This is a genomic window from Rhizobium sp. BK049, assembly GCF_014193135.1.
GTDB lineage: Bacteria > Pseudomonadota > Alphaproteobacteria > Rhizobiales > Rhizobiaceae > Rhizobium.
This window is the reverse complement of sequence record NZ_JACHYV010000044.1, coordinates 1-26,170: the sequence shown is the minus strand read 5'-3', so window position 1 is coordinate 26,170 and position 26,170 is coordinate 1. Positions and strand designations below refer to the sequence as shown.

Genomic DNA, 26,170 nt, shown 5'->3' with positions numbered 1-26,170 from the left:
ACGGCTAAGAAGGTGACGATCCGACAACCAGCTGCCGGGCGGGCGGCCACCCGCCCGGCAGGCATCAATATCCTACATTTTTCTTATCCAAGAAGATGCCGGCAGGCAGATGAGGGGGCCACACGGCACGCCCTTCATTGCCTGGCTTCGCTGAGCACCAGCGAAGACAAAATGAACGCCCCTCACCCAATTACGTCCGGCTGATCGACACCCCACCATCCGCCAGCATCGCCGTCCCGGTCACGAAGCTAGACAGGTCGGACGCCAGGAAGAGCGCCGCATTGGCGATCTCTTCTGGCAGCGCCATGCGTTTCAACGCATGAAGCCCATTGACGAAGGCGAGCAGTTCCGCGGTGGCATCGGGCGCGTTAGTGATGCTGGCAGGCGTATCGGTCCCACCAGGCAGCAGCGCGTTGACGCGGATTTTGCGGGACGCGAGTTCAACGGCCAGCACCTGCACGAGACCGATTAAGCCGGCCTTGCTCGCCGCATAGGCGCCCATGCCGGGCATGCCGGCAGTGTAGCCGACGAAGGTGGAGGTGAAGATCAGCGAACCACCGCCCTCTCCCATCGCCGCCGACTGGTACTTGGCGCCGAGGAAGGCGGCCGTCAGATTGGTCTCGATCGTCTCGCGCCAGCCCTCCAGTGACACTCCTCCGACCGGCCCCATCTCGCCGAGTCCACCGGCATTGTTGAAGGCGATATCGAGCGTGCCGAACCGCGAAACCGCTGTTTCGGCCAGCCTTGCTTGCAGCGCCTCGTCCCTGACGTCGCCGGCAATGGCGACAGCCTCCCCGCCCTCTGCCTCGATCTCGGCGACGACGGCATCGAGTGCCTCCTGCCGCCGGCCGTTGATTACCAGTCTCGCGCCTTGGCGTGCAAAGACCTTCGCGGCCGCACGGCCGATGCCCGAGCTTGCGCCGGTGATGATCGCGGTTTTGTCGTTCAGAAGTGTCATGTCCGTTTCTCCTCAGTTGTCGAGGCATCCCAGATCTCAGACATCAGTCGATACAGCCACCCGTTTCCCGCGCGCAAAGGCAAAACTCGCCGAATGCGGATGGTCTCGATCGGCGATCAGTTTCGCAACCGGGTTGGGAAGGAAATCATAATGGCCACATCGGATTCGCGAGCTAGATCGGCATTTGACGCAAGTTCCATACAGTCGCCTGCCGTAACGTCAGCGTCATTGTGCGCTGCATCATCGATTTATCCCGGGTGTGACATTCATCCGATTCCCTTCATGTATCTTCGCGACTAAGAAGGGGAGCACAGGTAAAGGGAATCTCTTCATGTCGCGGTCACGCAATACCGAGGGCGCCATCTATATGAGCATGGCGATGGCCGGCTTTTCCGCGAGCGACGCACTCTCCAAATCGGTGATCGCCCATATGAATGCGGGCGAGATCATGTTCCTGCGCGGCCTTTTCACAAGCCTGCTCGTCTACCTGATCGCCAGGAAAATGGGCGCGCTGCGCTCCTGGCGCGTCGTGCTGAAGCCGATGATCATTCTCCGCATCATCTGCGAGATGCTCTCTGCCGTCACCTATATCACCGCACTCGGCATGATGCCGATCGCCAATGCCTCAGCGATCCTGCAGTCACTGCCGCTGGTCGTCACCTTCGGCGCCGCGCTCTTCTTCAAGGAGCCTGTCGGCTGGCGGCGCTGGTCGGCGATCATCGTCGGCCTCGTCGGCGTGATGATCATTATCCGCCCCGGCCCCGAAGGGTTCACCGCCGCCGCCCTCCTCTGCGTCGGTGCGGTCATGACGACGGCCGGCCGCGATCTCGCCACCCGGTCGATCGATCCGCAGATTCCATCGCTGATGATCACCGTCATCACGGCGACGTCAATTTCCTTCTTCGGCGCGTTGCTCATCCCGGTGCTCGGCGCTTGGCAGCCGGTCAGCCTGACCTCGCTCGGGCATCTTTTGCTCGCCTCGGTGCTCGTGCTCGTGGGATACCAGTCGGTTATCCTTGCCATGCGGACCGGCGAAATCTCCTTCGTGGCGCCCTTCCGCTATACAAGCCTGATCTTCTCCTCGCTGCTCGGCTTCTTCTTTTTTGCTGAAGTGCCGGACAGCTGGACGCTCGCCGGTGCTGCAATCGTCATCGCTTCCGGCCTGTATACGTTCTATCGTGAGGCCAAGCGCCACGTTTCGCCGATCGCGCAGGAGTCCGAACCGCGCGTGCCGGTGTGAAGAATTCCGAGGCAGGATGATGGCTGAGTTCTCGTTGGACAGATTCGCTATAGCAGGCGTCGTGCTGGCCGGCGGCCGCTCGCAGCGAATGGGCCACGACAAGGCGGCGGTGATGCTCGGAACGGAGAGCTTGCTCCGCCACGTGCTGACCCGGCTCGAGCCGCAGGTCTTTTCCGTTGCCGTCAATGCCGATGTCGCCAGCGAGAACGTGCCCGTTGTTCCCGATCTTGTTGCCGGCAAGGCCGGGCCGATGGCCGGCATCCACGCGGCAATGACCTATGCGGCCGGCCTTCCCAAAATCAGCCATGTCGTTACTGTTTCGGTCGATTGTCCATTTTTCCCGACCGATCTCGTCGCCCGGCTGGCGGCTGCGCTCGAGCGCCCGTCGCAGATCGCCATTGCCGCCTCCGAGGGCCGCAGCCATCCGGTCTTCGGTCTCTGGCCGGTGACACTAGCCAGCGACCTGGAAGACTGGATCGCTTCCGACGAGAAACGCCGCGTGCGTGACTTCCTGTTGCGGCATGACGTTACGGAAGTGGCATTTCCGCTGCATCCGACCCGCGCCAGCGTGCTCGACCCTTTCTTCAACATCAACACGCCTGACGATCTCATCGAGGCGCAACGCTGGCTGGAGGCCCTGCGCACATGACCGCACCGAAAATCTTCGGCATCGCCGGCTGGAAGAACTCGGGCAAAACCGGGCTTGCCGTCCGGCTGGTAACGGAGTTCACCCGCCGCGGCTACCGGATCTCGACGATCAAGCATGCCCATCATGATTTCGACATCGACAAGGTCGGAGCCGACAGCTACCGTCACCGCCAGGCCGGCGCCCACGAGGTCACCATCGTCTCCGGCACTCGTTATGCCATCATGCATGAGCTCCGCGGCGCGCCCGAACCCGAGTTCAAGGAAATCCTCGCACGGCTTGCCCCTTGCGATCTCGTTCTGATCGAAGGCTATAAGCGCGAGCCGATCCCGAAGATCGAGGCGCGACGCCTGGAGGCCGCCAATCGCGAGCCGCTGGCGCCGACCGATCCTCATATCTGCGCGATCGCCGCCGATCACGCCGTACCAGATACGTCCCTGCCGGTCTTCGATCTAGACAACACAGGCGCCATCGCCGATTTCATCGCGGCTGTCGTCGGCCTTGGACAGGTTAGCGCCTGAAGCACCTGCATTGCGGCCAGGTCTCAAAATCGGAGGCGCCGCGCTTGCCATTGCCTTGGTAATTTCCTTGGCGAGTTGAGTCTGATTATAGGGCTTTGCCAATCTCGGAAGATCAATGTCCGTGCCGGCGGGAAGATCGGCGTAACCTGTCGCCAGAACGATCGGCAGGTGCGGGTACAGGCCCCGCGCCGACTGGGCGAGCTGCGCGCCCGTCATGCCGGGCATCGAATAATCGGTGATCATCAGGTCGAAATGCTCACCGCTCCTGATGAGCTCGAGCGCCTCAGAGCCGGAATTTGCTTCGACGACCTCGTGGCCGAGATCTTCCAGCATGTCGACCGAACTCATCGCGATCAGCGCATCGTCATCAACCAAAAGAATCCTCAACCTCGACGCGGCTTGAGGTGCAGGCAATTCATCGACCGGCCGCTCGGGGCACAGTCCGGTCGCCGGAAGCCACAACTCCGCGGTCGTTCCCACCCCGACGTCACTTTTCAGAACAAGAGCGCCGTTGAGCTGGACGGCAAGCCCGTGGATCATCGACAGGCCCAGACCTGTCCCCTTTCCGAGCTCCTTGGTCGAAAAAAACGGATCGACCGCCTTCTTCAGCGTGTCCGCATCCATACCGATGCCGCTATCGGCGACCGCAAGCACAAGATAGCTGCCCTCGCCGACATCGCGATCATTACCTATAACCTGTTCCTCGCGCAGGGATATGCACAGCGTGCCTCCTTCCGGCATCGCATCACGGGCATTGACCGCAAGGTTGAGCAGCGCCAGTTCCAGCTGGTTCGCGTCGGCGAGCGCCGGCGGCAACGCAGCCGGCAGCATGGTCTCGATGCTGACCGAGGGGCCGACCGAGCGCCGCAGCAGGTCGTTCATCCCAAAAACCAGCTCTGCGAGATCGACGGGCTTGACCTGCAGATCCTGCTGTCTTGCAAAAGCCAGCAATCGCTGCGTCAGCGCCGCTCCCCGCCGTGCGCCCTGCAGTGCACCCTCGACGAGACGCGTCGCCTTTGCATCTCCGGCGACATGCTTTCCCAGCAGCTCCAGATTTCCAAGAACGACCATCAGCAGGTTGTTGAAATCATGGGCGACGCCACCCGTGAGTTGGCCGATTGCCTCCATTTTCTGGGATTGGCGAAGCTGCTCCTCGGCGCGCTCACGCTGGGCAACCTCCTCGATCAGGGTCTGATGGGCAGCGTTGACCTCCCTCGTCCGCTCCCTGACGCGTTCTTCGAGATTTTCGTTGAGCCGTCTCAGATTTTCCTCGGCGGTCTTGCGAGCCGTGGTGTCGGAGCAGACGCCGACGAGCTTCTTGGCGGAACCATATCTGTCGGCATAGAGCTGCGCGTGGACCTCTGTCCAATGCAAGGATCCATCCGGCCAGATCGTCCTGTGCTCGATCGAATAGTCCCGGCCGGTGTCGATCGTCTGGCGCAGGCTTGCCTGCACCAGATTCCGGTCCTCGGGATGGATGCTTGCGATCAGATCGTCGTAAGTCACTTCATCGTCTGGATCTCGGCCGAAAATCGCCTTGCATGTCGCCGAGACGGACAAGGCCATCGAGGACAGTTCCAGCTCCCATGCCCCGAGACGACCAGCGGCGAGCGCCGTCTGCAGCCGCCGCTCTCCCTCGCTGAGGGCCTCGAGCTGCGCGCGCGCTTCGTACTGGCGCTGACGTCCCTTCAGGGCGGTCCGGGCAACGCTGATGAAGGACGTTGCATGGAACGGCCTTTCGAGGAAGGTGACGTTGCCGAGTACCTCGGAAAGCCTGGCCGCACCTGGATTTCGCTCAGGCCCGCCACCCCGCGTGGTCAGCACGATGAACGGCAGGTCCGACCAGCTCGGCTGTGCCGACACCCAGGCGGCGATCGCCTTCAAATCGCTCGACCGAACCGCTTCTTCCGTCAGAACGCCGAACGCGATGTCATCGCTGAGTGACGAGGCGAACATGGAGAGGTCGGCCGCGGCAATGGATGCCAGTCCGGCCTCTTCGATCAGCGAAATAGCCACCCAGGCGTCACGGCCGGCGGGGGCGTAGATCAGTGCTTTCGGTTTGCCGGAATTAGGAATTGCCGCTATCCCCACCATCGCTCGACAGCAGCGGCGCCGAAGTGCCAATGAATTCAGGCACGCCGCGAAGCACGCCCTGGAACCCGATGAGGGGCTCTCCAAGCGTCAGGCCGGAAGCGTCGATGCGATACTCCCGGATGGTATCTTCGTGAAAGCCGGTCCGCTTCTTGATCACCGAAACCGCCCGCCGTACCTTTCCCGCAGCCTCGAAGTAGCGTAGCAGAATGACGGTATCGGCGAGATATGTAACGTCGACGGGTGCCTTCATGTCACCAACCAGTCCGTGTTGGGCGACGGTCAGAAAGGTGTTGGCGCCACGCCTGTTCAGATATTGCAGCAGCTCATGCATGTGAAGGATCAGCGAGTTCTCATCCGGCATTGAAGACTGATATCCGTTGATACTGTCGATGATGACTGTTTTTGCTCCCGATTTGTCGACGCAGTCGCGCACCCGGTGGGCGAATTCGCCCGGCGACAGTTCGGCGGCATCGAGCTGTTCGATGTGGATTTGATCCGCATCCCTCATCGCTTCGAGATCGATCCCGAGCGCCTGCAGGCGCGCAAAGAGCAAGCCGAGCTCCTCGTCGAAGATGAAGGCCGCCGCCTTCTCGCCCCGTGCGACCGCCGCCGCCAGGAACTGAAACGAAAACGTGCTTTTGCCTGTGCCGGAAGGACCGAGGATAAGCGTGCTGGAACCTCGTTCAAGGCCGCCCCCAAGAAGAAGGTCCAGCTTCGGGATATTGCAGGAAATCTGATCACGGAGGTACGTCGATCTGTGTTCGGCGGCAACAAGACGGGGAAACACCATGACGCCGCCGGTCTGAATGATGAAATCGTGATAACCGCCCCGGAAGGCTTGTCCGCGATATTTTATGATCCTTAGACGTCGGCGCTCGGAACCGTAACTCGGCGCCAGTTCCTCGAGATGGATGACGCCGTGAACGACACTGTGCACCGTCTTGTCGAGCACGTCGGAGGTGAGATCGTCGAGCAGAAGGACCGTCGCGCCCCGTCGGGCAAAATAATGTTTGAGCGCCAGGATCTGGCGACGGTAGCGAAGCGAGCTTTGTGCAAGCAGCCTTATCTCGGAAAGGCTATCAACAACCACGCGGCGAGGATTGACGCGTTCGAAAGCGGCAAAAATCTCCTTTGTCGTCTCCCCAAGTTCGAGATCCGACGAATAAAGCAGGCTCTGCTGCTGATCGGCATCAAGCAGGCTTTCCGGCGGCACGACCTCGAAGACCTCGATATTGCCGTCGATCAGCATCCCATGCGACGCGGCGCCGGCCCGCAATTCGCTCTCCGTTTCCGAAAGGGTGATGTAGAGTCCGCGCTCACCAAGCCGTGCGCCTTCGATCAGGAACTGCAGGGCAATGGTGGTTTTGCCCGCTCCCGGATTCCCTTCCAGTAGAAACACGTGGCCCGTGGAAAGTCCGCCCGCCAGAATTGTGTCCAAACCGGACACTCCGGTCCGAGCTTTCGTGGCAGGCACAGCAGTATTCATTCATTGTTTCCTTCAGTTTTTATTTGAAGTAGCGGCGACCGATAGAATGTCAAATCGGCCGCGCAGTCCCATTTGCCGCGGCTTCAAAGAGCTATGGAGGTCCGTTTGGGAAGGTCGTCGGCGCTGATCTGCATGCGTGGGCTGTCGGCCGGGAAACAGGCCTCTATCGCCGAAGGCGAAGGGCATCCACGACCAGCGCGAAAGCCGCCGAAGCATGCCGGCGGCTCGGATAGTAGAGATGGTAGCCGGGAAACGGCGGGCACCAGTCTTCTAACACGCGCGTGAGCCGGCCGCTGGCAACATGCAGCTCCACGGCATCCTCCGGCATATAGGTCAGCCCCGCTCCGGCGAGCGCCGCGTTCAGCCGCAGCGCAATATTGTTGAACACCAACTGTCCTTCGACGCGAACCTTCAGCTCGTGTCCGTCCTTCTCGAACTCCCACGCATAGATGCCGCCATAGGTCGGCAGGCGCAGGTTGATGCAGTTGTGGTCCATAAGATCCTGCGGCCTTAGAGGTTTCGGCCTTCTTTCGAAATAGGCGGGAGCGCCGACCACCGCCATGCGCATGTCAGGGCCGATGCGCACCGCGATCATGTCCTTCGCCACCTGTTCCCCCAGCCGCACGCCCGCATCGTAGCGTTCGGCGACGATGTCGGTCAGGCCGTAATCGACGATGATCTCGACATTGATATCGGGATAGTCAGGCAGGAGCTTTTCAAAAGCTGGCCAGAGCACCGTCTCCGCGGCATGCTCGCCGGCATTGATGCGGATGGTGCCTGCCGGCTTCTCGCGGAAAGCGCTGAGAGCTGCGAGTTCGGCCTCGATCTCGTCCAGCCGCGGACCGATGGTGGCGAGCAGGCGCTGACCGGCCTCCGTCGGCGAGACGCTGCGCGTCGTGCGCGTCAGCAATCGCAGCCCAAGCCGCTCCTCCAGCCCCCGGATCGTGTGGCTGAGCGCTGATTGCGATACGCCCAGCTTCCCTGCCGCCTTCGTGAAACTCTGTGCGCGGGCAACGGCAAGAAAGACGACGAGATCATCAATGGCTGGGCGCGGCATTTATGAAACTTTCTCATAGGTCCTTGCCGCTGTTACCATCTAATCCGAGCCAAAGCCACGCGCTACCTGTTCTAGAACGCGGACAATCCTGTCCGGACCGCAGACACAGGAAGCACGATCATGGAAATCAAACGAAATTGTTCGCAGCCTTCGGCCAGGGGGCCGAAAGACTGGTTTACCGGCACGGTGCGCATCGACCCGCTGTTTTCCGTCACCGGTCCCGCTCGCGCCGCCGGCGCCAGCGTCACTTTCGAACCCGGCGCCCGCACCGCCTGGCACACCCACCCGCTCGGTCAGACGCTGATCGTCACGGCGGGCTGCGGCCGCGTCCAGCGCGAAGGCGGCCCCGTCGAAGAGATCCGTCCGGGAGACGTCGTCTGGTTTGCGCCGGGCGAACGGCATTGGCACGGCGCGGCGCCGACGACCGCGATGACTCATATCGCCATCCAGGAACAGCTCGACGGCAAGGTCGTCGATTGGCTGGAGCATGTCACCGACACTGAATATCAAGGCTGAAAGGAAACGGCGATGCAGATCCGTCAACTCGGAAAGAGCGGACTTCAGGTCTCGGCCATCGGTCTCGGCTGCATGGGATTGAGCTACGGCTACGGCCCGGCGACCAACCTTCAGGAAGCGATCGTGTTGATCCGGCAGGCTTTCGAAAGCGGCGTGACCTTCTTCGACACGGCCGAGGCCTATGGCCCCTATAAGAACGAAGAGCTGCTGGGAGAGGCTCTGGCGCCATTCCGCAACGAAGTGGTCGTCGCCACGAAATTCGGCTTCGACTTCGATGCCAATGGCGGCCAGAGCGGCATGAACAGCAGGCCGGAGCACATCCGAGCGGTTGCCGACCAGGCGCTGAAACGCCTGAAAACCGACGCCATCGACCTGTTCTACCAGCATCGCGTCGATCCAGACGTGCCGATCGAGGACGTCGCCGGCACCGTTAAAGCGCTCATCACGGAAGGCAAGGTCCGGCATTTCGGCCTCTCTGAAGCAGGCGTCCAGACGATCCGCCGCGCCCATGCCGTTCAGCCGGTGGCTGCGCTGCAAAGCGAATATTCGCTCTGGTGGCGCGACCCTGAACAGGACATCCTGCCGGTGCTCGAAGAACTCGGCATCGGCTTGGTTCCGTTCAGCCCGCTCGGCAAGGGATTCCTCACCGGCGCGATCAGCGAGACGACCACCTTCGACAGCAAGGATTTCCGCAATATCGTGCCGCGCTTTTCGCAGGAGGCGCGAAAGGCCAACCAGGCCCTCGTCGATCTGCTCGCGGATATCGCCGCGCGGAAAAAGGCCACCTCCGCTCAGGTAGCACTCGCATGGCTGCTGGCGCAGAAGCCCTGGATCGTGCCGATCCCCGGCACCACCAAGTCGCATCGCCTCCAGGAGAACATCGAGGCCGTGCAAGTGGAATTGACGTCCGAGGATCTCGCCAGCATCGAAAGCGCCCTCGCCACGATCAAGGTCGAAGGCGATCGTTATCCCCCGCATCTGCAGGCAAGGGTCGATCGTTGATTTGAGAAGCAGCCGCTCCCTGCGGCCGCTTTCGTGATTCGCATCATTTCCTCGGCGCCGGCGCATTCTCCTGGAATGCCGGTATTGTCTCAAGCTTTGCGACGATTTCCGCGATGTTGGGCCATTGGACGAGATCGAAGCCCTGGCGACGAGCGCTGATTGCCTGCGGGAAGAGGAAGATATCGGCAATACCAGGCCGATCCCCGACGGCAAAGGCGCCCTTCCTGCGGCCGGCGATCATCCTCTCGACGGCGCCCATCCCCTCGCCGATCCAGTGACGGTTCCAGGCGGCAATGGTATCAGCATCCGCCTGGAAGGCCGTCTTGAGATGCAGGCCGATCCGCGGCGGTAGCAGCGCATGGATCTCGGCTGCGATCGCAAGTGCGATCGCGCGGGCTTGCGCCCTGTCTTCGGCGTTATCAGGCAGGAGCGGCGGCTGAGGCTGAACCTCGTCGAGATATTCGACGATCGCCATCGACTGGGTGATAAGAACACCGCCATCGGTCAGCAAGGCCGGTACCAGCCCCTGCGGGTTGACGCTGCGATATCCGGCCTGCCGGCTCTCGGCCTCTTCGCCGAGGATGGTAACCGGATGCGCTTCGGCCGTCAGTCCCTTCAGGGCGAGCGCGATCCGGACCCTCGATGTCGCCGATGAAATCTCGTTTTGATAGAGCCTCATACTCTTTCTCCTTATTGGCCCGGGGACGTCGCGGCCACGAGGCCCGCGAGCGGCGACGGCTCCTGCGAGCTTACGTCGTAGATGCAGGGCGCCGCAAAAACCACCGCTCCCAGAATGCAGATGATCATCAATCTCATCAAACCCTCCATCGGCGAGGCCGACGGCCTCGCCCTTGTTGTCTTACTTGCCGGCAACCTTCGGCGAGCCGTTACAACCAGTCAGGCGGCGATCAAATCGACATCGATATTGCCACGTGTCGCCTTCGAGTAGGGGCAGGTCTGATGGGCTTCCTCGATCAACGCCTTCGCGACATCGGTTTCAATGCCGGGCATGCTGACCTTCAGCCGGGCCTGCAGGAAATAGCCGCCATTGCCCGTGCCGAGATCGACCTCCGCGTCGACGGCAAGGTCTGCCGGCAGCTTGACGTTCCGATTGGCGGCGGCAAAGCCGATCGCGCCGATGAAGCAGGCCGACCAGCCGGCGGCAAAAAGCTGTTCTGGGTTGGTGCCGGCGCGCTTGCTGCCGGGAGGCGACAGCTTGATGCTCAGTTCACCGTCGTCGCTGTGGGAAGCGCCTTCGCGCCCGCCGGTGGTGTGGGTCTTGCCGGTATAAAGCACCCTGTCGATCTTTGTCATGGAACACTCCTTGTGTTGCGTCGCTTTCAGCGACTGGGCCGCCTTGTGCGGCAGGGCTGACGGAGGGTGGTGTGACCGGCGGATGTATCGCCCATGTTTCTGAAATTTCCGGAAATGTCACAGAATGTAGCGTCGGCTATTCCATACATCTTGCCTTACAAATATCATGCAATTTTCACGCATACGCGGACATCATCTGATGGTGACTTCCGCCGCCAGTCCGCCACCGGAGCGATTGTAGAGCCTCAGAGATCCGCCGATCTTGGCCGTCAGTTGCTGGGCGATTGCCAGCCCGAGACCTGTGCCGCCCGTCTCCCGGTTGCGGGATTGCTCGAGCCGGAAGAAGGGCTGCATCGCGGCTTCGAGCATATCATCCGGAATGCCGGGTCCGCGATCCATAACGCTGATGACGACGGAATTGTCAGCGCCTCGCTCGACGCTGATCTCGGCGGCGCCGGCAAACTTCAAGGCATTGTCGATGAAATTCGACAGGATACGGCGAAGGGCGTGCGGCCTGGTGAAGGCGGCGCCTTCAACCAGACCGACGACCGTAACGGCCTTTCCAGTGTCCTGATAGTCGTAGGCTATACTGTCGATGAACGAGGCGAGATCGATGCGGGCGTTCTTCTCTCCGCTGCCGTGGGCGCTGCGCGCATAGGCGATGCCGTCCTGGACGAGACGCTGGATCTCGGCGAGATCATGCACCAGCTTGTCCTTCTCAGGTGAATCCTCCGCCATGTCGGCGCGCAGCCGCATGCGGGTGATCGGCGTCTGCAGATCATGCGAGATCGCCGCCAGTATCTGCACCCGTTCCTCGAGATAATGGGCGATCCTCTCCCGCATCGCATTGAACGCTCTTGCCGCATGCGCCACCTCGCTCGGACCGGCCTCGCTCAAAGCCTGACCGTCCTTATCAGGATCGAGCGCATCGGCAGCAGCGGCGAGCTCGCCGAGCGGCCGGATCGCCTGGCGGACCGCAAACCAGGTGCAGAGAATGAGCAGCGCCATCTGGATCGCGAAAACATAAGGCAGCCATGCGGCGATCGGCATCACGCCTCTCGGTGTGACATCGATCGTCAGAGGAGTTCCGTCGCTCAGCGTAAGATGCGCCTGCAGCCGGCTCACCTCACCCGGAATCCGTTCGACGCGGATTGGAAAGCGATGCCCGGCGGCCGCCTCTATCTTTCCTGCGATCTCCCTCGCCTTGCTGGAGCTGTCGGGCGCACCGGCAAGGCCAGTCCCAAGTTCGAAACGGTAGTTGCCGCGGCTCAGCCAGTCCAGAAGGTCGCCGCGCTCACTTGCCGGAAGCCGATCGAGAACGGCAATCGATGTCGCGACGTCGTTCTCCAGCGTGCCGAGCATCACCGCCTTTGCCGACATGTAGCGCTCCATGTAGAGAACACTGAAGGAGAGCCCATAGGCGAAGGCCAAACCGATCAAAAGAATGAGAAATATCCGCGATCGCAGAGTTCTCGGCCACGTCAGGTTCGCCAGGATGGGAATATCGGCTCTCATCGGCGCGGCTCAGAAATTTCGACCGGCACCGAGAAGACATAACCTTCGCTGCGCACCGTCTTGATATAGGTCGCCTCGCGCGCATCGTCCCCCAGGCGCTGCCGCAGGCGGCTGACAAGAAGATCGATCGAGCGATCGAAGAGTTCGGCGTCGCGGCCCTGCGTCAGGCTCAGAAGCTGGTCGCGGTTGAGCACGCGCTGCGGATGGTCGATGAAGACACGAAGCAGGCGGTATTCGGCACCGCTCAAGGCAATCGCGGTCCCTTCCTTGTCGAGAAGGTGACGTGCGACCGTGTCGAGCCGCCAGTCACCGAAGGTCAGCAATTGACCAGCCTCACTGATCTGCAGGTTGGGCGGCAGCATGCGGGTACGCCGCAGCACCGCCTTGATGCGGGCAAGAAGCTCGCGCGCGGCAAAGGGCTTGGCGAGATAGTCGTCGGCGCCCATCTCCAAACCGAGGATTCTGTCCATCTCGTCGGTGCGGGCCGTCAGCATCAGGATCGGGATCGCCTTGTGCCGGCCGGCGCGCAATTCGCGGCACAGCACCAGCCCGTCGTCGCCGGGCATCATCACGTCGAGCACGATCAGGTCGACGGCATTCGCTTCCAGAAAACTGCGCATCTGCCGCCCATCCGCGGCAACGCTGGTCCTGAGGCCATTCTTCTGCAGATAGCCCGAGACCAGCTCGCGGATTTCACGATCGTCGTCGACGATCAGGATGTGATCGACATGATCCATATGTGCCTTATTCCTCAACGATTACGGCCGCGCCTACCGCCTCTTTCGTATCGAGGCGCCTGACGCGACCTACGCATATTCCGCCGGCCCCGGCAACGTGCCTCTATCGTCGATCAGAAACGATCGACGTCGATGACCGCCTGCGCGAAGGCCTGCGGCGCCTCCTGCGGCAGGTTATGGCCGATGCCGCCGCCGATCGTGCGATGCTCATATTTGCCGGAGAATTTTCCGGCATAAGCGGAAGGTTCCGGATGCGGCGCACCGTTTGCATCGCCTTCCATGGTGATCGTCGGCACCGAGATCATCGGCAGAGCGGCAAGCTTCTTCTCATAGGAATCGTATTTCGCCTCGCCGTCGACAAGCCCCAGGCGCCAGCGGTAATTGTGGATGACGATCTCGACGTGGTCGGGATTGTCGAAGGCGGCAGCGGATCTGTCGAAGGTCGCATCGTCGAAATTCCACTTCGGCGACGCCGTTTGCCAGATGAGCTTTGCAAAGTCGTGTGTATTGCTCTGATAGCCCAGGCGGCCGCGTTCGGTGGCGAAGTAGAACTGGTACCACCAGGCAAGTTCCGCCTTCGGCGGCAGCGGCTTCTTGTTGGCCTCCTGGCTGCCGATCAGGTAGCCGCTCACCGATACCATCGCCTTGCAGCGCTCGGGCCACAGCGCGGCCATGATATTGGCGGTCCGTCCGCCCCAGTCGTAACCGGCAATGACAGCCTTTTCGATCTTGAGCGCATCGAGCAGGGCGATCATGTCGGCGGCAAGCGCCGAAGGCTGGCCGTTGCGCGGTGTCTTGTCATCGAGGAAGCGGGTCGTGCCGTAGCCACGCAGATAAGGCACGATCACCCTGTAGCCGGCCGAGGCAAGCAGCGGCGCGACATCGACGAAACTGTAAATATCGTAGGGCCAGCCATGAAGCAGCAGCACGACCGGGCCATCCACCTTTCCAGCCTCGGCATAGCCGATATCGAGCACATCGGTTCTGACCTGCTTCAGCGCTTCGAACGACGTATTGGTCCCGGCCTTTACGCCAGGCAGCGCTGCGCTAGAAGACTGCGGCTGTTGGGCTGCGGCCGCTCCGGCCACGCCGAATTCGACGGCTGCAAGTGCGATTGCCGTCATGCCGAAGAAACGGCGGCGGTGATGATTGATTTGCTCTGACATCTGTCTCTCCTGTCGAATGGATCACGGCGCTCAGATGACGTTCGGCTTGTATCGCCCATATGTCACAGGCTGCGGATTTTGAATGCGAGTGTAACCTCCGCCTGCCGAGATACATTCTGATACAAAAGCGCCGCCTCGGCAGGGCATCCGGCGGGCTATGGCCGTTTTCACCGCCGCCTGTGCGGAAAGGCAGCTTGTATTCTTTTGTATCGCGGGCACTCCAGCGCGATAGTTCGGTACATTTTCGCATCAAACCAGACACATCGGAGATACCTCCGCCAGGCTATCTCCCAGCCGTTGCTGGTTCAGGCGCATCGCCGTCCAGAGCCCGATCAATCGGTTTCAAAGGAAACGATGATGACACTTCTGATCATTGCCTATCTTGGAGGCGTGCTGACCATCCTCAGCCCCTGCATTGTCCCCATCCTCCCCTTCGTCTTCGCCCGAGCCGGTCAGCCCTTCGTCAAGAGCACACTGCCGATGCTGGCCGGCATGGCCGCCACTTTCGCGCTTGTCGCCACGCTTGCCGCCGTCGGCGGTAGCTGGGCCATTCGCGCCAATGAATATGGCCGCCTCGCCGCGATCGTCCTGCTCGGGCTCTTCGGAGTGAGCCTGCTGTCGCCGCGCTTCGCGAGCACGCTGGCCCGCCCGATCGTCGACCTCGGCAACAATCTTCTGGACGCCAGCGGTGGCGGACGCACTGCGCCGTCGGTCAGGAGCGCGCTCATCCTCGGCGTCGCCACCGGCCTGCTCTGGGCGCCCTGCGCCGGACCAATTCTCGGCCTTGTGCTGACCGGCGCGGCATTGCAGGGCGCCAACCTGCAGACAACCGCCCTCTTGATTGCTTATGCCGCCGGTGCTGCGACGTCGCTTGCCGTCGCCTTGCTGATCGGCGGTAAAATCTTCGCCGCGATGAAGCGCTCGCTCGGCGTTGGCGATCGAATCCGCCAAGCTGTCGGCGCTACCGTGTTGGCGGGCGTGGCGGTGATCGCGCTCGGTCTCGACACCAGCCTCTTGGCGCGCCTTTCCTATGCCAGCACCGCCTCGCTGGAACAGACCCTGCTGGACAGGCTGCATGCCAAGCCCGTCGCCGGCACGCCCTCTGAGGTGGCGAGCAGCGACGCAATCATTCCCGGGGCCGATGGAAGCAAGCCTTTCCACAGTGATCTGCCCGTCGAAGCTTACGCGCCTTCGTTCGACGGCGCGGTCGAATGGCTGAACTCGAAGCCTCTGACCAAGGAGCAGCTGCGGGGCAAGGTGGTGCTCGTCGACTTCTGGACCTATTCCTGCATCAACTGCATTCGCACCATTCCTTATGTCAGAGCCTGGGCGGAAAAATATGCGGATCAGGGCCTGGTCGTCATCGGCGTGCACGCGCCGGAATTTGCCTTTGAAAAGAAGATCGACAACGTCGAGAAGGCTGTCGGCGACTTTCAGATCGGCTATCCCGTTGCGATCGACAATGACTACAAAATCTGGCGCGCCTTCGAGAACAGCTACTGGCCTGCCGCCTATCTGATCGATGCCAAAGGTCAGATCCGCTATCACCATTTCGGCGAAGGCAATTACGGCAGGACTGAAAAGGCCATCCAGGACCTACTGCGCGAAACGGGCAACCAGATGGTGGAAACGGCCCCGGTTGCGCCCGATGCCAAGGGTGTGGAAGCGGGTCCCGACCTCGCCAACATCGGCTCCGGCGAGACCTATCTCGGCTACGCACAGGCCGAAAATTTCGTCTCTCCCGAAGGGCTGCAGGCCGATACGCCGCAGAACTACTCGATCGCCAAGCCCGGCATCAATGCATGGGGCCTGTCTGGCGCCTGGACCGTCGGTAAGGATCAGGCAACGCTCGACCAGCCGGGGGGCGGCATCGCCTATCGTTTCAGCGCCCGCGATCTGCACCTCGTGCTCGGACCCGGCGCCGACGCCAAACCGGTCCGTTTCCAGGTGAGGCTCGATGGCAAGGCGCCCGGAGCCGATCATGGCTCTGACATCGACGCCGACGGCAATGGCACGGTCACCGCAACGCGGCTTTACCAGCTCGTTCGCGAGTCCGGCGCCGTCACCGCCCGCACCTTCGAAATCCGCTTCCTCGATCCGGGCGTCCAGGCTTACGCCTTCACCTTCGGCTGAACCCTAAGAATTTCAAATCCCGCCCTTCAACATCACCAAAAGGAGTGACCCCATGAATAAGCATCTGATTTTCATCGCAAGCCTTGCATTTGCCACCGCCGGAATCGCCTTTGCTGCCGAGGCTGCGGCGGTCAAGAACATCGTGATCGTCCACGGCGCGCTGGCCGATGGCTCGGGATGGCGAAAAGCGACCGAGATCCTCGAAAAGCGCGGCTTCAACGTCACCGTCGTCCAGGAGCCCCTCACCTCGCTCGACGACGACGTGGCGGCAACGAAGCGGGTTCTCGAACTCCAGACGGGACCGGTCCTGCTCGTCGGCCACAGCTATGGCGGCATGGTAATCACTGAAGCTGGTCACGATCCACATGTCGCTGGCCTCGTCTATGTCGCAGCATTCCAGCCCGACAAGGGGGAAAGCCTGCTGAGCCTCGCCAGCTCGAGGCCGGCCGGCAGTATGGATATCAAGGAAACGAACGACGGCAAATATCTCTATCTCGATCCGGGCGCCTTCGCCGCGGCTTTCGCGGCCGATCTGCCGAAGGCCGAGGCCGATTTCCTGGCAAGATCGCAGGTCTTCGCCGCCAAGCAGGCCTTTTCGGCCAAAGTCGGAAGTCCGGCATGGCGGACGAAGCCGAGCTGGTCGGTCGTCGCCACCGAGGATCGCTCCATCAATCCCGAGCTGGAGCGTGACATGGCCAAACGAGCCGGCAGCGACATGACCGAGATCAAGGGCAGCCACGCCGTCTTCGCATCCCAGCCGGAGAAAGTCGCCGACGTGATCGAAAACGCGGCTACGAAAGCCGGCCGATAGAGAGGGTAAGACAAGGCCGCTTCCCCTTCTCCCGGCGGGAGAAGAGGAGGTCAGCGCCCCTCCCTGACGCCAGGGAGGGGCGGATCAGCTACTGGTTGGCGGCGACCGGACGCACCAGCGGAGTGACGCGACGGATGGTGACGCGGCGGTTTTCCTGTTCGGGGCCCGACGTGTTGACCTTCAGGTAACGTTCGCCGTAGCCCTGCGTCGCCATGTTTTCCGGCGGAATGCCATAGACGTCGGAGAGCACATTGGCGACCGATTCCGCCCGCTGGTCGGAGAGGACCAGGTTGCTCTGGTCGGAACCGACGGCATCCGTATGGCCCTCGATCAGGAAGGTCTCGCTCGGATCTTTCTTCAGCACCTGGCTGATCGCGTCGGCAACCTTGCGCAATGTCCGCGCCTGGGTCATCGGGATCTCGGCGCTGCCGGTCGCGAAGGTGATCGTATCGAGGTCGATGCGGCGCACCTTGTCGCGAATACGGGCAGAATACTTCACTTCGTCAAGCGAATAGACACGCTCCACCTGCTCGACGGGCGGCTCACTGAGGAATTCGTAATAGTCCCGGTCAGGATCGCTGCTGGTGTCGATGATATAGTCGTTAAGCGGGACACGCAGCCGCATCGGCGGCAGATCAGCGCCCGGGTCATCGAAATAGCCGCGATCAGGATCCTCGTAGAGATCAGGTGAGTAGTAGAGCACGTATTCGCGCCCGCGGGAATCGACGCGCGACCGCTGGATGATGTCGCCGTAGCGGTTGCGAATGGTGACGATCCGATAGCCTTCCGGCCGGGTGATGATCTCGCGATAGCGATTGTCCGGGAGCTCTTCATAGATCGGCCGTTCACCGTCGCGCAGGAACCGCCTGTCGTCGTCGCTACGCACGATCACCTGATTGTTGTACTGGATGATCACCCGGTTATCGTCCGTTTGATCCTCGATGCGCGCTCCCTCGGGACGGGCAAATTGCGGCCGGGTGTCGAGCCTCGTACCCTTCTCGCTGGTGACCGCCTCGAGCTTGATCGCCGGCGCCGCAGCGGCGGCAGGAGCCTGCGCATCCGCATCCGAGGTCGGCACCTTCACCTCCTGGCTTTCGGCCCGCAGCTTGTCCCGGTCACGGCGACCTTCCCGCCCCTTGCTGCGATCGGCATCCTTGTCGCTGTCAAGCACGGCGGCACCGTTCTCGACCGGCAGCACGACGGTCTCGTTGCTCTTGGCCGGATCTGCTGCGATCTTTTTCCGGCGCTCCAGCTCCTCGGGAGATACCTTTTCCGGTGCCGGAATGGCCTGCTCCACCTGCTGTCCGCCGCTGGCATCCGGCAGCGGCTGGGCCGTGTCGGTGGCGGGCGCAGCCGGCTGTTCGCCGGCGGGCTGTTTGGCGGCGGGTTGCTCAGCGGTGGGTTGCTCAGCGGTGGGCTGTTTGGCGGCAGGCTTGGCAGCCGTGCCATCCGTCGGCGCTTCGGCAGGCGCAGCTTCGGGAGCGGCCGCCTTGTCTTCGGCTGGCTTCACCGCCGGGGCTGCAGCCTCGCCCTTCTTCGGCTTCTTGGCTGGCGCTTCGGCAGCGGGTTTTGCTTCCGGCTCAACTGCAGGCTTGGCCTGTTCCTCGGTGGGCGTCACCGCCTCGGGAGCGGCGGTCTCGGTCTTAGCCTTGCTCTTATCTCGGCTCTGGGCCTTGTCCTGACCCTTCTTGCCGCCTTCCGGCTTGACCTCGGGCTGGGCCTGTTCGGTCTCCGGTTGGGCTTGCTTTGCCGCCGGCTGCTGTTCAGGGGCCGGCTGAGCTTCCGGCTCGGCCGGCTCAGTCTGCTGCTTCTTCGGCTTTCTCGGCTTTTCCTGCGTTACCGGCTGCTGTTCTTCCTGTTGCGGCTCGGCCTCCGGCTGGGCTGCCTGCTTGGCTTTCCGCTCCGGCTTGCTCTCGGCCTTCGGCGCGGGCTCCTCCTTCGGCGCTTCGGCCTTCGGCGGTTCCGGCTCCGCCTTGGGTTCGGGCGCAGGCGCCTCCTTGCGCTCGGCCTTCGGCTTCTCGGCAGGCGCCTCCTTCGGCTGCTCGGCGGCCGGCGCCTGTTCGGCCGGGGCTTCCCCCTTCTGCTTGCGCTTCTTCTTCAAGAGTTCCTCTTCGGAGGGCGCGTCCTGCGCCACCTCGAAGCTGCCCTGTTCGATCTGCCGCACGGCCGCAGCCTCGGTCGTAGCGCCGCGCGCGGCCGCCACTGCCGATGCCGGCTGCAGCGCCAATGAGAGAGAAAGCAGCGGGAAAGCTGCGCTTGCAAACAATCTTGATTTCTTGCCCATCGGGTTTCCTCGATCCTGTTTGAGCTTCCTGAAGGCCGACAGGCCTCGGTTCGCCCCTAGTTTCGCAATGAGGCGAAACGGCGAATTGGCAAAGTGCCAAACCGCCGATTTGTTCCGTTTCTAGGAATCAGCGGATTAACCTCCGGTGAATGTTGCAGTCTGCTTTCGTTCATCTCACCTGTTATTTGCACCGCACAATTGGTGGGAATTTCTGTTGCATTTCCGTGAAAAAAAGTCTGATTATCGCCGCAAGGCGGTGCCCGTCACCGTTGAACAGCAGCCGTCAGCCCAAGAGAAAAAAGCGCGATGGCTACCAACAGAGAGGATCCTCATGCATATCTCTACCCGTATCTTCGCGGCAGCCTCGATCGCGGCAATGTCGCTCTTTGCCGGTTCGGCCATGGCCGATGGCGAGAAATACGTGATCGGCACCGATTCGACCTATCCGCCCTTCGAATTCGTCGATGCCAGCGGCACCATACAGGGCTTCGACATCGATATCGCCAAGGCGCTCTGTGCCGAGATGAAAGCGGAATGCTCCTTCGTCAGCACCGATTGGGACGGCATCATCCCGGCTCTGAACGCCAAGAAGTTCGATATGATCGTCTCCTCCATGTCAATCACGCCGGAGCGCCTGAAGCTCGTCGACTTCTCCAACAAGTACTACAACACGCCTCCGGCCATCGCCGTGCCGAAGGATTCGAAGATCACTGACGTTGCCGGACTCAAGGGCAAGGTGATCGGCGCACAGACTTCCACGACGCATGCCAACTACGCCGAGAAGCACCTCGCCGATACCGAACTGAAGCTCTATCCCACCGCCGACGAATACAAGCTTGACGTTTCCAGCGGCCGTGTCGATGCCGTCATCGACGACGTCGTCGTTCTCTCCGAATGGGTCAAGTCTGACGCCGGCGCCTGCTGCAAGATCCTGACGACCCTGCCGGTCGACAAGGAAATCAACGGCGAAGGCGCAGGCATCGCCGTCCGCAAGGGTGATCCGCTGAAGGAAAAGCTCAACACGGCGATCGCAGCGATCCGCGCCAACGGCGAATACAAGAAGATCCAGGACAAGTACTTCGATTTCGACGTTTACGGCGAATAAGAAATTCGGTATCTGGCCGATCAAGCGAATGGCGGAAGGCTTGCTCTTCCGCCATTTTTGTTTGACAAAGGTGGCAAGATCAAAACGGCAAAAGCCGTGAGGGGAATTCTCGCATGGGCGGATTGTTTTCCGCGCTTGGCTCCTTCTGGAGCTCACTTGTGCACATTTTCGATCCGCTATGCGGACCCGTCGGCATCTTCACCTGGTTGGGTCAGTCGACGATACTTGCCTGTGGCGATACTGGCTGGGGCGACGAGATCGCCCTTGGGCTGCAGGTCACCGTATCGGTGGCGATCGTCACCCTGCCCATCGGCCTCGTCATCGGTTTCCTCGTCGCGCTCGGCCAGCAGTCGGACGAAAAGTCCCTGAGGCTGGCGGCCGGTATCTATACGACGATCTTTCGCGGCCTGCCGGAGCTTCTGACGCTCTTCATCATCTATTACGGCATGCAGATGCTCATCCAGTCTCTCCTGGAGCTTGCCGGCTATGTCGGGCCGCCTGTCGAGATCAATGCTTTCTTCGCCGGCGTCATCGCGCTGTCGGTCGTCTTTTCCGCCTATTGCTCGGAAGTACTGCTCTCGGCCTTTCGCGCCATTCCCAAGGGCCAATATGAGGCCGGAGACGCGCTGGGCCTGCATCGCGGCCGCACTCTGCGCCTCATCGTTCTGCCGCAGCTCATACGCATCGCGCTACCCGGCCTCACAAATCTCTGGATGGTGCTTCTGAAAGACACATCCTACGTCTCGATCATCAGCCTTGCCGACATCCTGCGCCAGACGAATGTCGCCGTGCGGGTGACCAAGGAACCCTTCTTTTTCTATGGCATCGCCTGCTGTCTCTATCTGGTGCTCGCCATCCTCTCCTCCTTCCTGCTCGCCTATGTCGACCGCTGGGCCAAGCGTTCGGAGGTCCGTCGATGAGCTACGCCGAAACATTGATCCCGCCGCAGCCCGCGCCGCGCCAGGTGGCGAAGCCGATGACGGCGGCACGTCTTGCCGGCTGTATCTTCGTCGCATTTTGGGGCCTGCTGGCAGCGCTGCTGATCTTCACCGTCATCAGTGGCTGGGATATCGAGAAATTCACCCGCTATGGCCCCCGCTATCTGCACGGCCTCTGGGTGACGCTCAGTCTTGTAGCCATTTCCGTGGTCTGCGGTGCACTCCTGTCGCTGCCGCTTGCTATGGCGCGCTTGTCGAAAAACAAGCTGCTGAACTGGCTTTCCTATGCCTATATTTATTTCTTCCGCGGCACACCGCTGCTTGCCCAGCTCTTCCTGGTCTATTACGGCCTCGGCGTATTCCGCCCCCAGTTGGAAGCCGTCGGCCTCTGGTGGTTCTTCCGAGACGCGTGGTATTGCGGCCTGCTCGCCATGACCATCAATACTGCGGCCTACCAGGCGGAGATTCTGCGCGGCGCAATCGAAAGCGTACCGCACGGGCAGCGCGAAGCAGCGGCTGCCCTCGGAATCCATAGGAGCATCGCCTTCCGCAAGATCATCCTGCCGCAGGCCTTCATCGTGGCGCTTCGCCCCTACGGCAACGAGATCATCCTATTGATCAAAGGCTCGGCCGTGGTGGCCATCATCACAGTACTCGATCTGATGGGCGAAACCCGCTACGCCTTCTCCCGCACCTTCGACTACCAGACCTATCTCTGGGCAGCGATCTTCTATCTCACCATCGTCGAGGCGCTGCGCCATCTCTGGGCCTGGATTGAGCGTCGCCTGACGCGGCATCTGAAACGGTAAGGCATAACGCCGAAAAGTATAATCGTTACTGGGACAGGAATTGCTCAAACCGGCCTGGCAGCACTCGCTCCGTGATGCTGCCAAGCACTTGAAAATAAAAAAGAATACTTCCTCTGCAACGTATCTGTTAAGCTTGCGTTAACCATTCGCATGTTTCCATTTCATCTAACGCTAATAAAGCGCGAGTGGGAACGAGAAGAAGCTGAATACGATGCACAAGGACATGGAAAAGCAACTGCAGGGTTACGGTCTGACCACCGCCCAGATCCTCTACCGCTTGCCGGATCACCCTACGATCCTGCAGACTTATGTCTGGCAGGATTATGACCTCGCCCCTGATTTTCCCGAAATGCGGGGTTTTCTGAAGTTCTGGCAGGAAAAGCTCGACGGACCGTTGCATTCGGTGCGCTACGTCCACCGCAAGCTGATCTCGGCCACCGAGTGGCGGGCGCTGAAGGGCGAGTTCATCCTGCACTGATCTGAGCGCGTCAGACATGCGCTTCGCCGTGGCCGAATTCGCCTTCGTCACGGTCCGGGCGCAGCGCGAAGAGGAGGATGCCGAGGTAGAAGACGACGACGCCGATGATGACGGCAAGGCCGGGAACCGGCCCGAGCACTGCGTTGTCGATGACATAGGTCCAAGACTGCGCCTGCAGCGCTGGCATGCCCTCCGTCTGTAGCTTCGGCGTCGTGATCTTCAGACACCATGCCAGAAACAGGATGAAATACATCCAGCCGTAATTACGCTTAAGCCGCCGGTGCATCGCCTCATGATAGCTGAGCAGAAAACGCGGCTTGCGCAGGCTGTTGGCGATGACCGTCGCCCATTCGCCCCGGGCCGCCGCGTCAGGCGCCAGGATCTGCGCGAAATAGTTTCGTTCGATTTGCCGGATTCGGGCACGGTAGATATCAAAGAAGCGGTAGCGCCGCGCCTCGATCATCAGAAGCAGCGTCACCAGCATGATACCGAACAACAGCACGCCGTGATGCGAGGTGGGCGTCGACAACGACACCGAAAGCAGCGCCGCCACCACGGTGATCGCCCAGTTGGACGTCCGGTCGATGCGGTCGCGCCAGCTCGTCATCCGCCCGAGCTCACCGCGGTAATAGTGGCTAAGTGTATTGGTGATCTCGCCCGGCGTCGTGGGCAGCAGCAAAGGGCGCTCACCCTCTTCTTCCCTTGCCGGTCGCATCCTGTCTTGCTCCGCTTTCATGGCATTTCCTCCCGTCGTCTTCTTTTCGGTCATTCTGCGCCTGTAGCCGCGCCATTGCAAAACATCGAAAGCCGCCTTAGAGCCATGCCTGAAAACAGAAGGACATGAACCGCGATGGCAAAGAAGATCGACGAAGAAGCCCTTGCCGAGGCCTATAACCGCGCGCTGGCGCTGGAGAAATCCGGTGATGTCGACGCGGCGGTGGCGGCCTATGAGGACGTTTTGGCGATCGATCCCGAGGATCACGGCGGAGCCGCCGTGCGCATCGCCGCGATGGGCCGCGGCGAAATCCCGGTCAAGGCGCCTGACGCCTATGTCGAAACCCTGTTCGATCAGCATGCCGAGGTGTTCGAGGACGTACTCGTGGAGCAACTCGGCTATCACGTGCCGATGCTGGTGCGCCAGCGCCTGCAGGCATTGAAGCTCGGGCCGTTCAAGCGGCTGCTCGATCTCGGCTGCGGCACCGGTCTCACCGGCGGCGCGCTGCGGGACCTGTGCGAGGACATGACCGGCATCGACATATCGGAGAAGATGGTCGAGATCGCCCATGAAAAAGATCTTTACGAGACGCTATTCGTCGCCGAGGTCGAGGATTTCCTCGACGACAACGACGAGGAGGCGTTCGACCTCATCACCGCCACAGACGTGCTCCCCTATCTCGGCGCGCTCGAGCCGCTCTTCTTCGGCGCCACCGAAAACCTGATACCGGGAGGCCTGTTCATCTTCTCCTCCGAAACCCTTCCCGAAGAGACGCTTGCCGGCCGCGCCTATATGGTCGGACCGCATCAGCGCTTCGCCCATGCCGATGCCTATGTCAGGGAACGTCTGACGGCGACCGGTTTCGAACTCGTCGAGGTATCGGAGATCAACGTCCGCATGGAAGACGGTCAGCCGACACCGGGCCACCTGGTGATCGCTCGATACATCGGCTGAGGGAATAGTTGCACGACTAGCGAAGTATCTATTGCGCGGCGCTTTCGGACCTGATACTTAGTCCTTCGGTAAAGTTTTCTACCGGATAAGAAAGGTCGCCGCATGTCGCTCGTGCTCTATGGGCATCCGCTCGCCTCCTTCTGCCACAAGGTGCTGATCGCGCTTTATGAAAACACGACTCCGTTCGAAAATCGCCTCGTCGATCTGTCCGACGAGGCTTCGCGCGCCGATCTCTTCCGCTTCTGGCCAATCGGCAAGATGCCGCTGTTGAGGGACGAGGCGCGCGACAGCACCATTCCCGAAACCACGATCATCATCGAATATCTCGACCATTACTACCCCGGCCCCGTGCGCCTGGTGCCGCTGGAGATCGATCGGGCGCTGCAGGTCCGCCTCTGGGACCGCTTCTTCGACCAATATGTCCAGGTGCCGATGCAGACCCTCGTCAGCCATCGCCGGCGTTCCGAGGGCACGGCAGACGAAATAGAGATAGCCGCCTGCAAAGCGACGCTCACCACTGCCTATGCGATGATCGAAAAGCAGCTGGGCGAAAGACCTTGGATAACAGGCGATGCCTTCACCATGGCCGATTGCGCTGCAGCCCCGGCGCTCTTCTATGCCGAGACGCTGGTCCCGTTCTCACAGGAGCAGCCGAACCTTGGCGCCTATTATAACAGGCTGCTGGCGCGCCCGTCCTTTGCCACGGCGCTGGAAGAGGCCCGCCCTTATTTCAAGTTCTATCCCTATCAGGACAGGCTGCCCGCCCGCTTTCGGGATGCGGCGGAATGATCGAAAACCAGGCGGATCTCGACCGCATGTTCCACGCGCTTTCCGACCGCAGCCGCCGCGGGATGATCGACCGCCTCGGCCGCGGCCCGGCCTCGGTCACCGAACTGGCCGCACCGCTCGCCGTCGCCCTGCCGACGGTGATGAAACATCTGCAGGTGTTGGAGGAGAGCGGCCTCGTGCTGTCCGAAAAATCCGGCCGGGTGCGAACCTATCGCCTGCAGCAGGATGCGCTCGCCGCTATCGAGCGCTGGGTGGAACAGCGAAAGACCCGCTGGAACGCCGCCTTTGACAGGCTGGATCAATTTCTCGCCGATGAGCCGGAGACCCTCCCCGAATGACGACACGCTCTGCCGAACATACCACCTTCGTCATCGAGCGCCGCCTGAAGGCGCCCGTCGCCCGGGTCTTTCGCGCCTGGTCGACGCCGGAGTCGAAGCGGCAATGGTTTTCCTGCCACGGCGAATGGGTGCCGCTGGAATATGCGCTCGATTTCAGGCCGGGCGGGACAGAGAGGAACTATACCGCCGACACCGATGGGCTTCTGCACGCCTATGACGCCCACTACATCGATATCGTGCCGGATACCCGCATCATCTATGCCTATGAGATGAAGCTCGGCCAAACCCGCATCTCAGCCTCGCTCGTCACCGTCGCCTTCAACGTCGAACCCAGCGGCACCAGAATGGTCTTCACCGAGCAAGTCGTTTTCCTCGACGGCTACGCCGACAACGGCGCTCGCCTTCAGGGCACCGAGATCGGCCTCGACAATCTCGAGCTCTTTCTCGAACGCAAGGCAAGCCCAATTCACTAGAGCACGCTTCGATTTTTCAGAATCGCAGATTCGCAAATCAGCTGAAATATGATTCTCTGTCCTACCGGAAAAGGACGGCCGGCAAGGATGA

At 61.5% G+C, this 26,170-nt stretch carries 26 protein-coding genes; 15 read left to right on the top strand and 11 right to left on the bottom strand.

What is annotated here, in order from left to right; translation table 11 throughout:
• Window positions 1–190: 190 nt before the first annotated feature.
• Window positions 191–958, bottom strand: coding sequence for an SDR family oxidoreductase (locus FHT70_RS28820; protein ID WP_183706566.1), 768 nt, complete (start codon window positions 956–958; stop codon window positions 191–193).
• 331 nt (window positions 959–1,289) lie between these two features.
• Between FHT70_RS28820 and FHT70_RS28815 the strand changes: the two genes are divergently transcribed.
• From FHT70_RS28815 to mobB, 3 genes are read left to right on the top strand one after another with little or no spacing between them, the layout of a single operon-like run.
• Window positions 1,290–2,198 (top strand): DMT family transporter, encoded by a 909-nt coding sequence (locus FHT70_RS28815; RefSeq protein WP_183706564.1) that lies wholly within the window; start codon window positions 1,290–1,292, stop codon window positions 2,196–2,198.
• A gap of 19 nt (window positions 2,199–2,217) precedes the next feature.
• On the top strand, window positions 2,218–2,847 hold the full coding sequence (mobA, locus tag FHT70_RS28810; RefSeq protein WP_183706562.1) for a molybdenum cofactor guanylyltransferase MobA: 630 nt from the start codon (window positions 2,218–2,220) through the stop codon (window positions 2,845–2,847).
• On the top strand, window positions 2,844–3,365 hold the full coding sequence (gene mobB, locus FHT70_RS28805) for a molybdopterin-guanine dinucleotide biosynthesis protein B (RefSeq protein WP_183706560.1): 522 nt from the start codon (window positions 2,844–2,846) through the stop codon (window positions 3,363–3,365). Before mobA ends, mobB begins: the two co-directional genes overlap by 4 nt.
• Here the strand turns inward: mobB and FHT70_RS28800 are convergent.
• The 3 genes from FHT70_RS28800 to FHT70_RS28790 all read right to left on the bottom strand — a co-directional run bounded on the left by FHT70_RS28800 (window position 3,297) and on the right by FHT70_RS28790 (window position 8,002).
• On the bottom strand, window positions 3,297–5,459 hold the full coding sequence (locus FHT70_RS28800) for a hybrid sensor histidine kinase/response regulator (RefSeq protein WP_183706558.1): 2,163 nt from the start codon (window positions 5,457–5,459) through the stop codon (window positions 3,297–3,299). The genes mobB and FHT70_RS28800 overlap by 69 nt on opposite strands.
• Entirely contained in the window at window positions 5,434–6,945 is a 1,512-nt protein-coding gene (locus FHT70_RS28795; protein WP_183706556.1) for an ATPase domain-containing protein, read from the bottom strand. Before FHT70_RS28795 ends, FHT70_RS28800 begins: the two co-directional genes overlap by 26 nt.
• Before the next feature lie 163 nt (window positions 6,946–7,108).
• Window positions 7,109–8,002 (bottom strand): LysR family transcriptional regulator, encoded by an 894-nt coding sequence (locus FHT70_RS28790; RefSeq protein ID WP_183706554.1) that lies wholly within the window; start codon window positions 8,000–8,002, stop codon window positions 7,109–7,111.
• Window positions 8,003–8,122: 120 nt separating this feature from the next.
• On the opposite strand from FHT70_RS28790, the gene FHT70_RS28785 reads away from it, so the two are divergent.
• Window positions 8,123–8,518 (top strand): cupin domain-containing protein, encoded by a 396-nt coding sequence (locus tag FHT70_RS28785; protein ID WP_183706552.1) that lies wholly within the window; start codon window positions 8,123–8,125, stop codon window positions 8,516–8,518.
• Window positions 8,519–8,530: 12 nt separating this feature from the next.
• On the top strand, window positions 8,531–9,520 hold the full coding sequence (locus tag FHT70_RS28780; RefSeq protein WP_183706550.1) for an aldo/keto reductase: 990 nt from the start codon (window positions 8,531–8,533) through the stop codon (window positions 9,518–9,520).
• Between the two features lie 43 nt (window positions 9,521–9,563).
• Here the strand turns inward: FHT70_RS28780 and maiA are convergent, their stop codons facing one another.
• The 5 genes from maiA to FHT70_RS28755 all read right to left on the bottom strand — a co-directional run bounded on the left by maiA (window position 9,564) and on the right by FHT70_RS28755 (window position 14,252).
• Complete coding sequence (maiA, locus tag FHT70_RS28775) at window positions 9,564–10,199, bottom strand: maleylacetoacetate isomerase (protein ID WP_183706548.1); 636 nt, start codon at window positions 10,197–10,199, stop codon at window positions 9,564–9,566.
• Window positions 10,200–10,417: 218 nt separating this feature from the next.
• Window positions 10,418–10,834 (bottom strand): organic hydroperoxide resistance protein, encoded by a 417-nt coding sequence (locus FHT70_RS28770; protein WP_183706546.1) that lies wholly within the window; start codon window positions 10,832–10,834, stop codon window positions 10,418–10,420.
• Window positions 10,835–11,026: 192 nt separating this feature from the next.
• Window positions 11,027–12,349, bottom strand: coding sequence for an ATP-binding protein (locus FHT70_RS28765; RefSeq protein ID WP_183706544.1), 1,323 nt, complete (start codon window positions 12,347–12,349; stop codon window positions 11,027–11,029).
• Window positions 12,346–13,086 carry a response regulator gene (locus FHT70_RS28760; RefSeq protein ID WP_097601465.1) on the bottom strand — a complete coding sequence of 247 codons (741 nt, stop codon included), beginning with the start codon at window positions 13,084–13,086 and terminating at the stop codon, window positions 12,346–12,348. Before FHT70_RS28760 ends, FHT70_RS28765 begins: the two co-directional genes overlap by 4 nt.
• A 113-nt stretch (window positions 13,087–13,199) precedes the next feature.
• Window positions 13,200–14,252 (bottom strand): alpha/beta hydrolase, encoded by a 1,053-nt coding sequence (locus FHT70_RS28755; protein WP_183706542.1) that lies wholly within the window; start codon window positions 14,250–14,252, stop codon window positions 13,200–13,202.
• 357 nt (window positions 14,253–14,609) lie between these two features.
• On the opposite strand from FHT70_RS28755, the gene FHT70_RS28750 reads away from it, so the two are divergent.
• Complete coding sequence (locus FHT70_RS28750) at window positions 14,610–16,385, top strand: cytochrome c biogenesis protein DipZ (RefSeq protein WP_183706540.1); 1,776 nt, start codon at window positions 14,610–14,612, stop codon at window positions 16,383–16,385.
• 52 nt (window positions 16,386–16,437) lie between these two features.
• The gene (locus FHT70_RS28745) at window positions 16,438–17,196 is read left to right on the top strand and encodes an alpha/beta hydrolase (protein WP_183706538.1); all 759 of its coding nucleotides are present in this window, start codon (window positions 16,438–16,440) and stop codon (window positions 17,194–17,196) included.
• 88 nt (window positions 17,197–17,284) lie between these two features.
• On the opposite strand, the gene FHT70_RS28740 is transcribed toward FHT70_RS28745, so the two are convergent.
• A complete protein-coding gene (locus FHT70_RS28740) occupies window positions 17,285–19,480 on the bottom strand; it encodes an OmpA family protein (protein WP_183706536.1) in 2,196 nt (731 codons plus the stop codon).
• Between the two features lie 331 nt (window positions 19,481–19,811).
• Between FHT70_RS28740 and FHT70_RS28735 the strand changes: the two genes are divergently transcribed.
• The 4 genes from FHT70_RS28735 (at window position 19,812) to FHT70_RS28720 (ending at window position 22,810) form a co-directional block, all read left to right on the top strand.
• Window positions 19,812–20,585: a transporter substrate-binding domain-containing protein gene (locus FHT70_RS28735; RefSeq protein ID WP_183706533.1), complete on the top strand. Its 774-nt coding sequence runs from the start codon at window positions 19,812–19,814 to the stop codon at window positions 20,583–20,585.
• A 113-nt stretch (window positions 20,586–20,698) separates the two neighbouring features.
• On the top strand, window positions 20,699–21,505 hold the full coding sequence (locus FHT70_RS28730) for an ABC transporter permease (protein WP_183706531.1): 807 nt from the start codon (window positions 20,699–20,701) through the stop codon (window positions 21,503–21,505).
• Window positions 21,502–22,332, top strand: coding sequence for an ABC transporter permease (locus tag FHT70_RS28725; RefSeq protein WP_183706529.1), 831 nt, complete (start codon window positions 21,502–21,504; stop codon window positions 22,330–22,332). Before FHT70_RS28730 ends, FHT70_RS28725 begins: the two co-directional genes overlap by 4 nt.
• Window positions 22,333–22,543: 211 nt before the next feature.
• Window positions 22,544–22,810: an usg protein gene (locus FHT70_RS28720; protein ID WP_085778420.1), complete on the top strand. Its 267-nt coding sequence runs from the start codon at window positions 22,544–22,546 to the stop codon at window positions 22,808–22,810.
• 10 nt (window positions 22,811–22,820) lie between these two features.
• Here FHT70_RS28720 and FHT70_RS28715 read toward each other — a convergent pair whose 3' ends face one another.
• Window positions 22,821–23,546: a DUF2270 domain-containing protein gene (locus FHT70_RS28715; RefSeq protein WP_183706527.1), complete on the bottom strand. Its 726-nt coding sequence runs from the start codon at window positions 23,544–23,546 to the stop codon at window positions 22,821–22,823.
• Window positions 23,547–23,660: 114 nt separating this feature from the next.
• On the opposite strand from FHT70_RS28715, the gene FHT70_RS28710 reads away from it, so the two are divergent.
• The 4 genes from FHT70_RS28710 (at window position 23,661) to FHT70_RS28695 (ending at window position 26,079) form a co-directional block, all read left to right on the top strand.
• Complete coding sequence (locus FHT70_RS28710; RefSeq protein WP_183706525.1) at window positions 23,661–24,479, top strand: methyltransferase domain-containing protein; 819 nt, start codon at window positions 23,661–23,663, stop codon at window positions 24,477–24,479.
• Window positions 24,480–24,581: 102 nt separating this feature from the next.
• Window positions 24,582–25,268: a glutathione S-transferase family protein gene (locus FHT70_RS28705; RefSeq protein ID WP_183706523.1), complete on the top strand. Its 687-nt coding sequence runs from the start codon at window positions 24,582–24,584 to the stop codon at window positions 25,266–25,268.
• The gene (locus FHT70_RS28700) at window positions 25,265–25,606 is read left to right on the top strand and encodes a metalloregulator ArsR/SmtB family transcription factor (RefSeq protein WP_085778424.1); all 342 of its coding nucleotides are present in this window, start codon (window positions 25,265–25,267) and stop codon (window positions 25,604–25,606) included. The genes FHT70_RS28705 and FHT70_RS28700 overlap by 4 nt, the downstream gene beginning before the upstream one ends.
• Window positions 25,603–26,079, top strand: coding sequence for an SRPBCC family protein (locus FHT70_RS28695; protein WP_183706521.1), 477 nt, complete (start codon window positions 25,603–25,605; stop codon window positions 26,077–26,079). The genes FHT70_RS28700 and FHT70_RS28695 overlap by 4 nt, the downstream gene beginning before the upstream one ends.
• The last annotated feature ends 91 nt before the right edge of the window (window positions 26,080–26,170 follow it).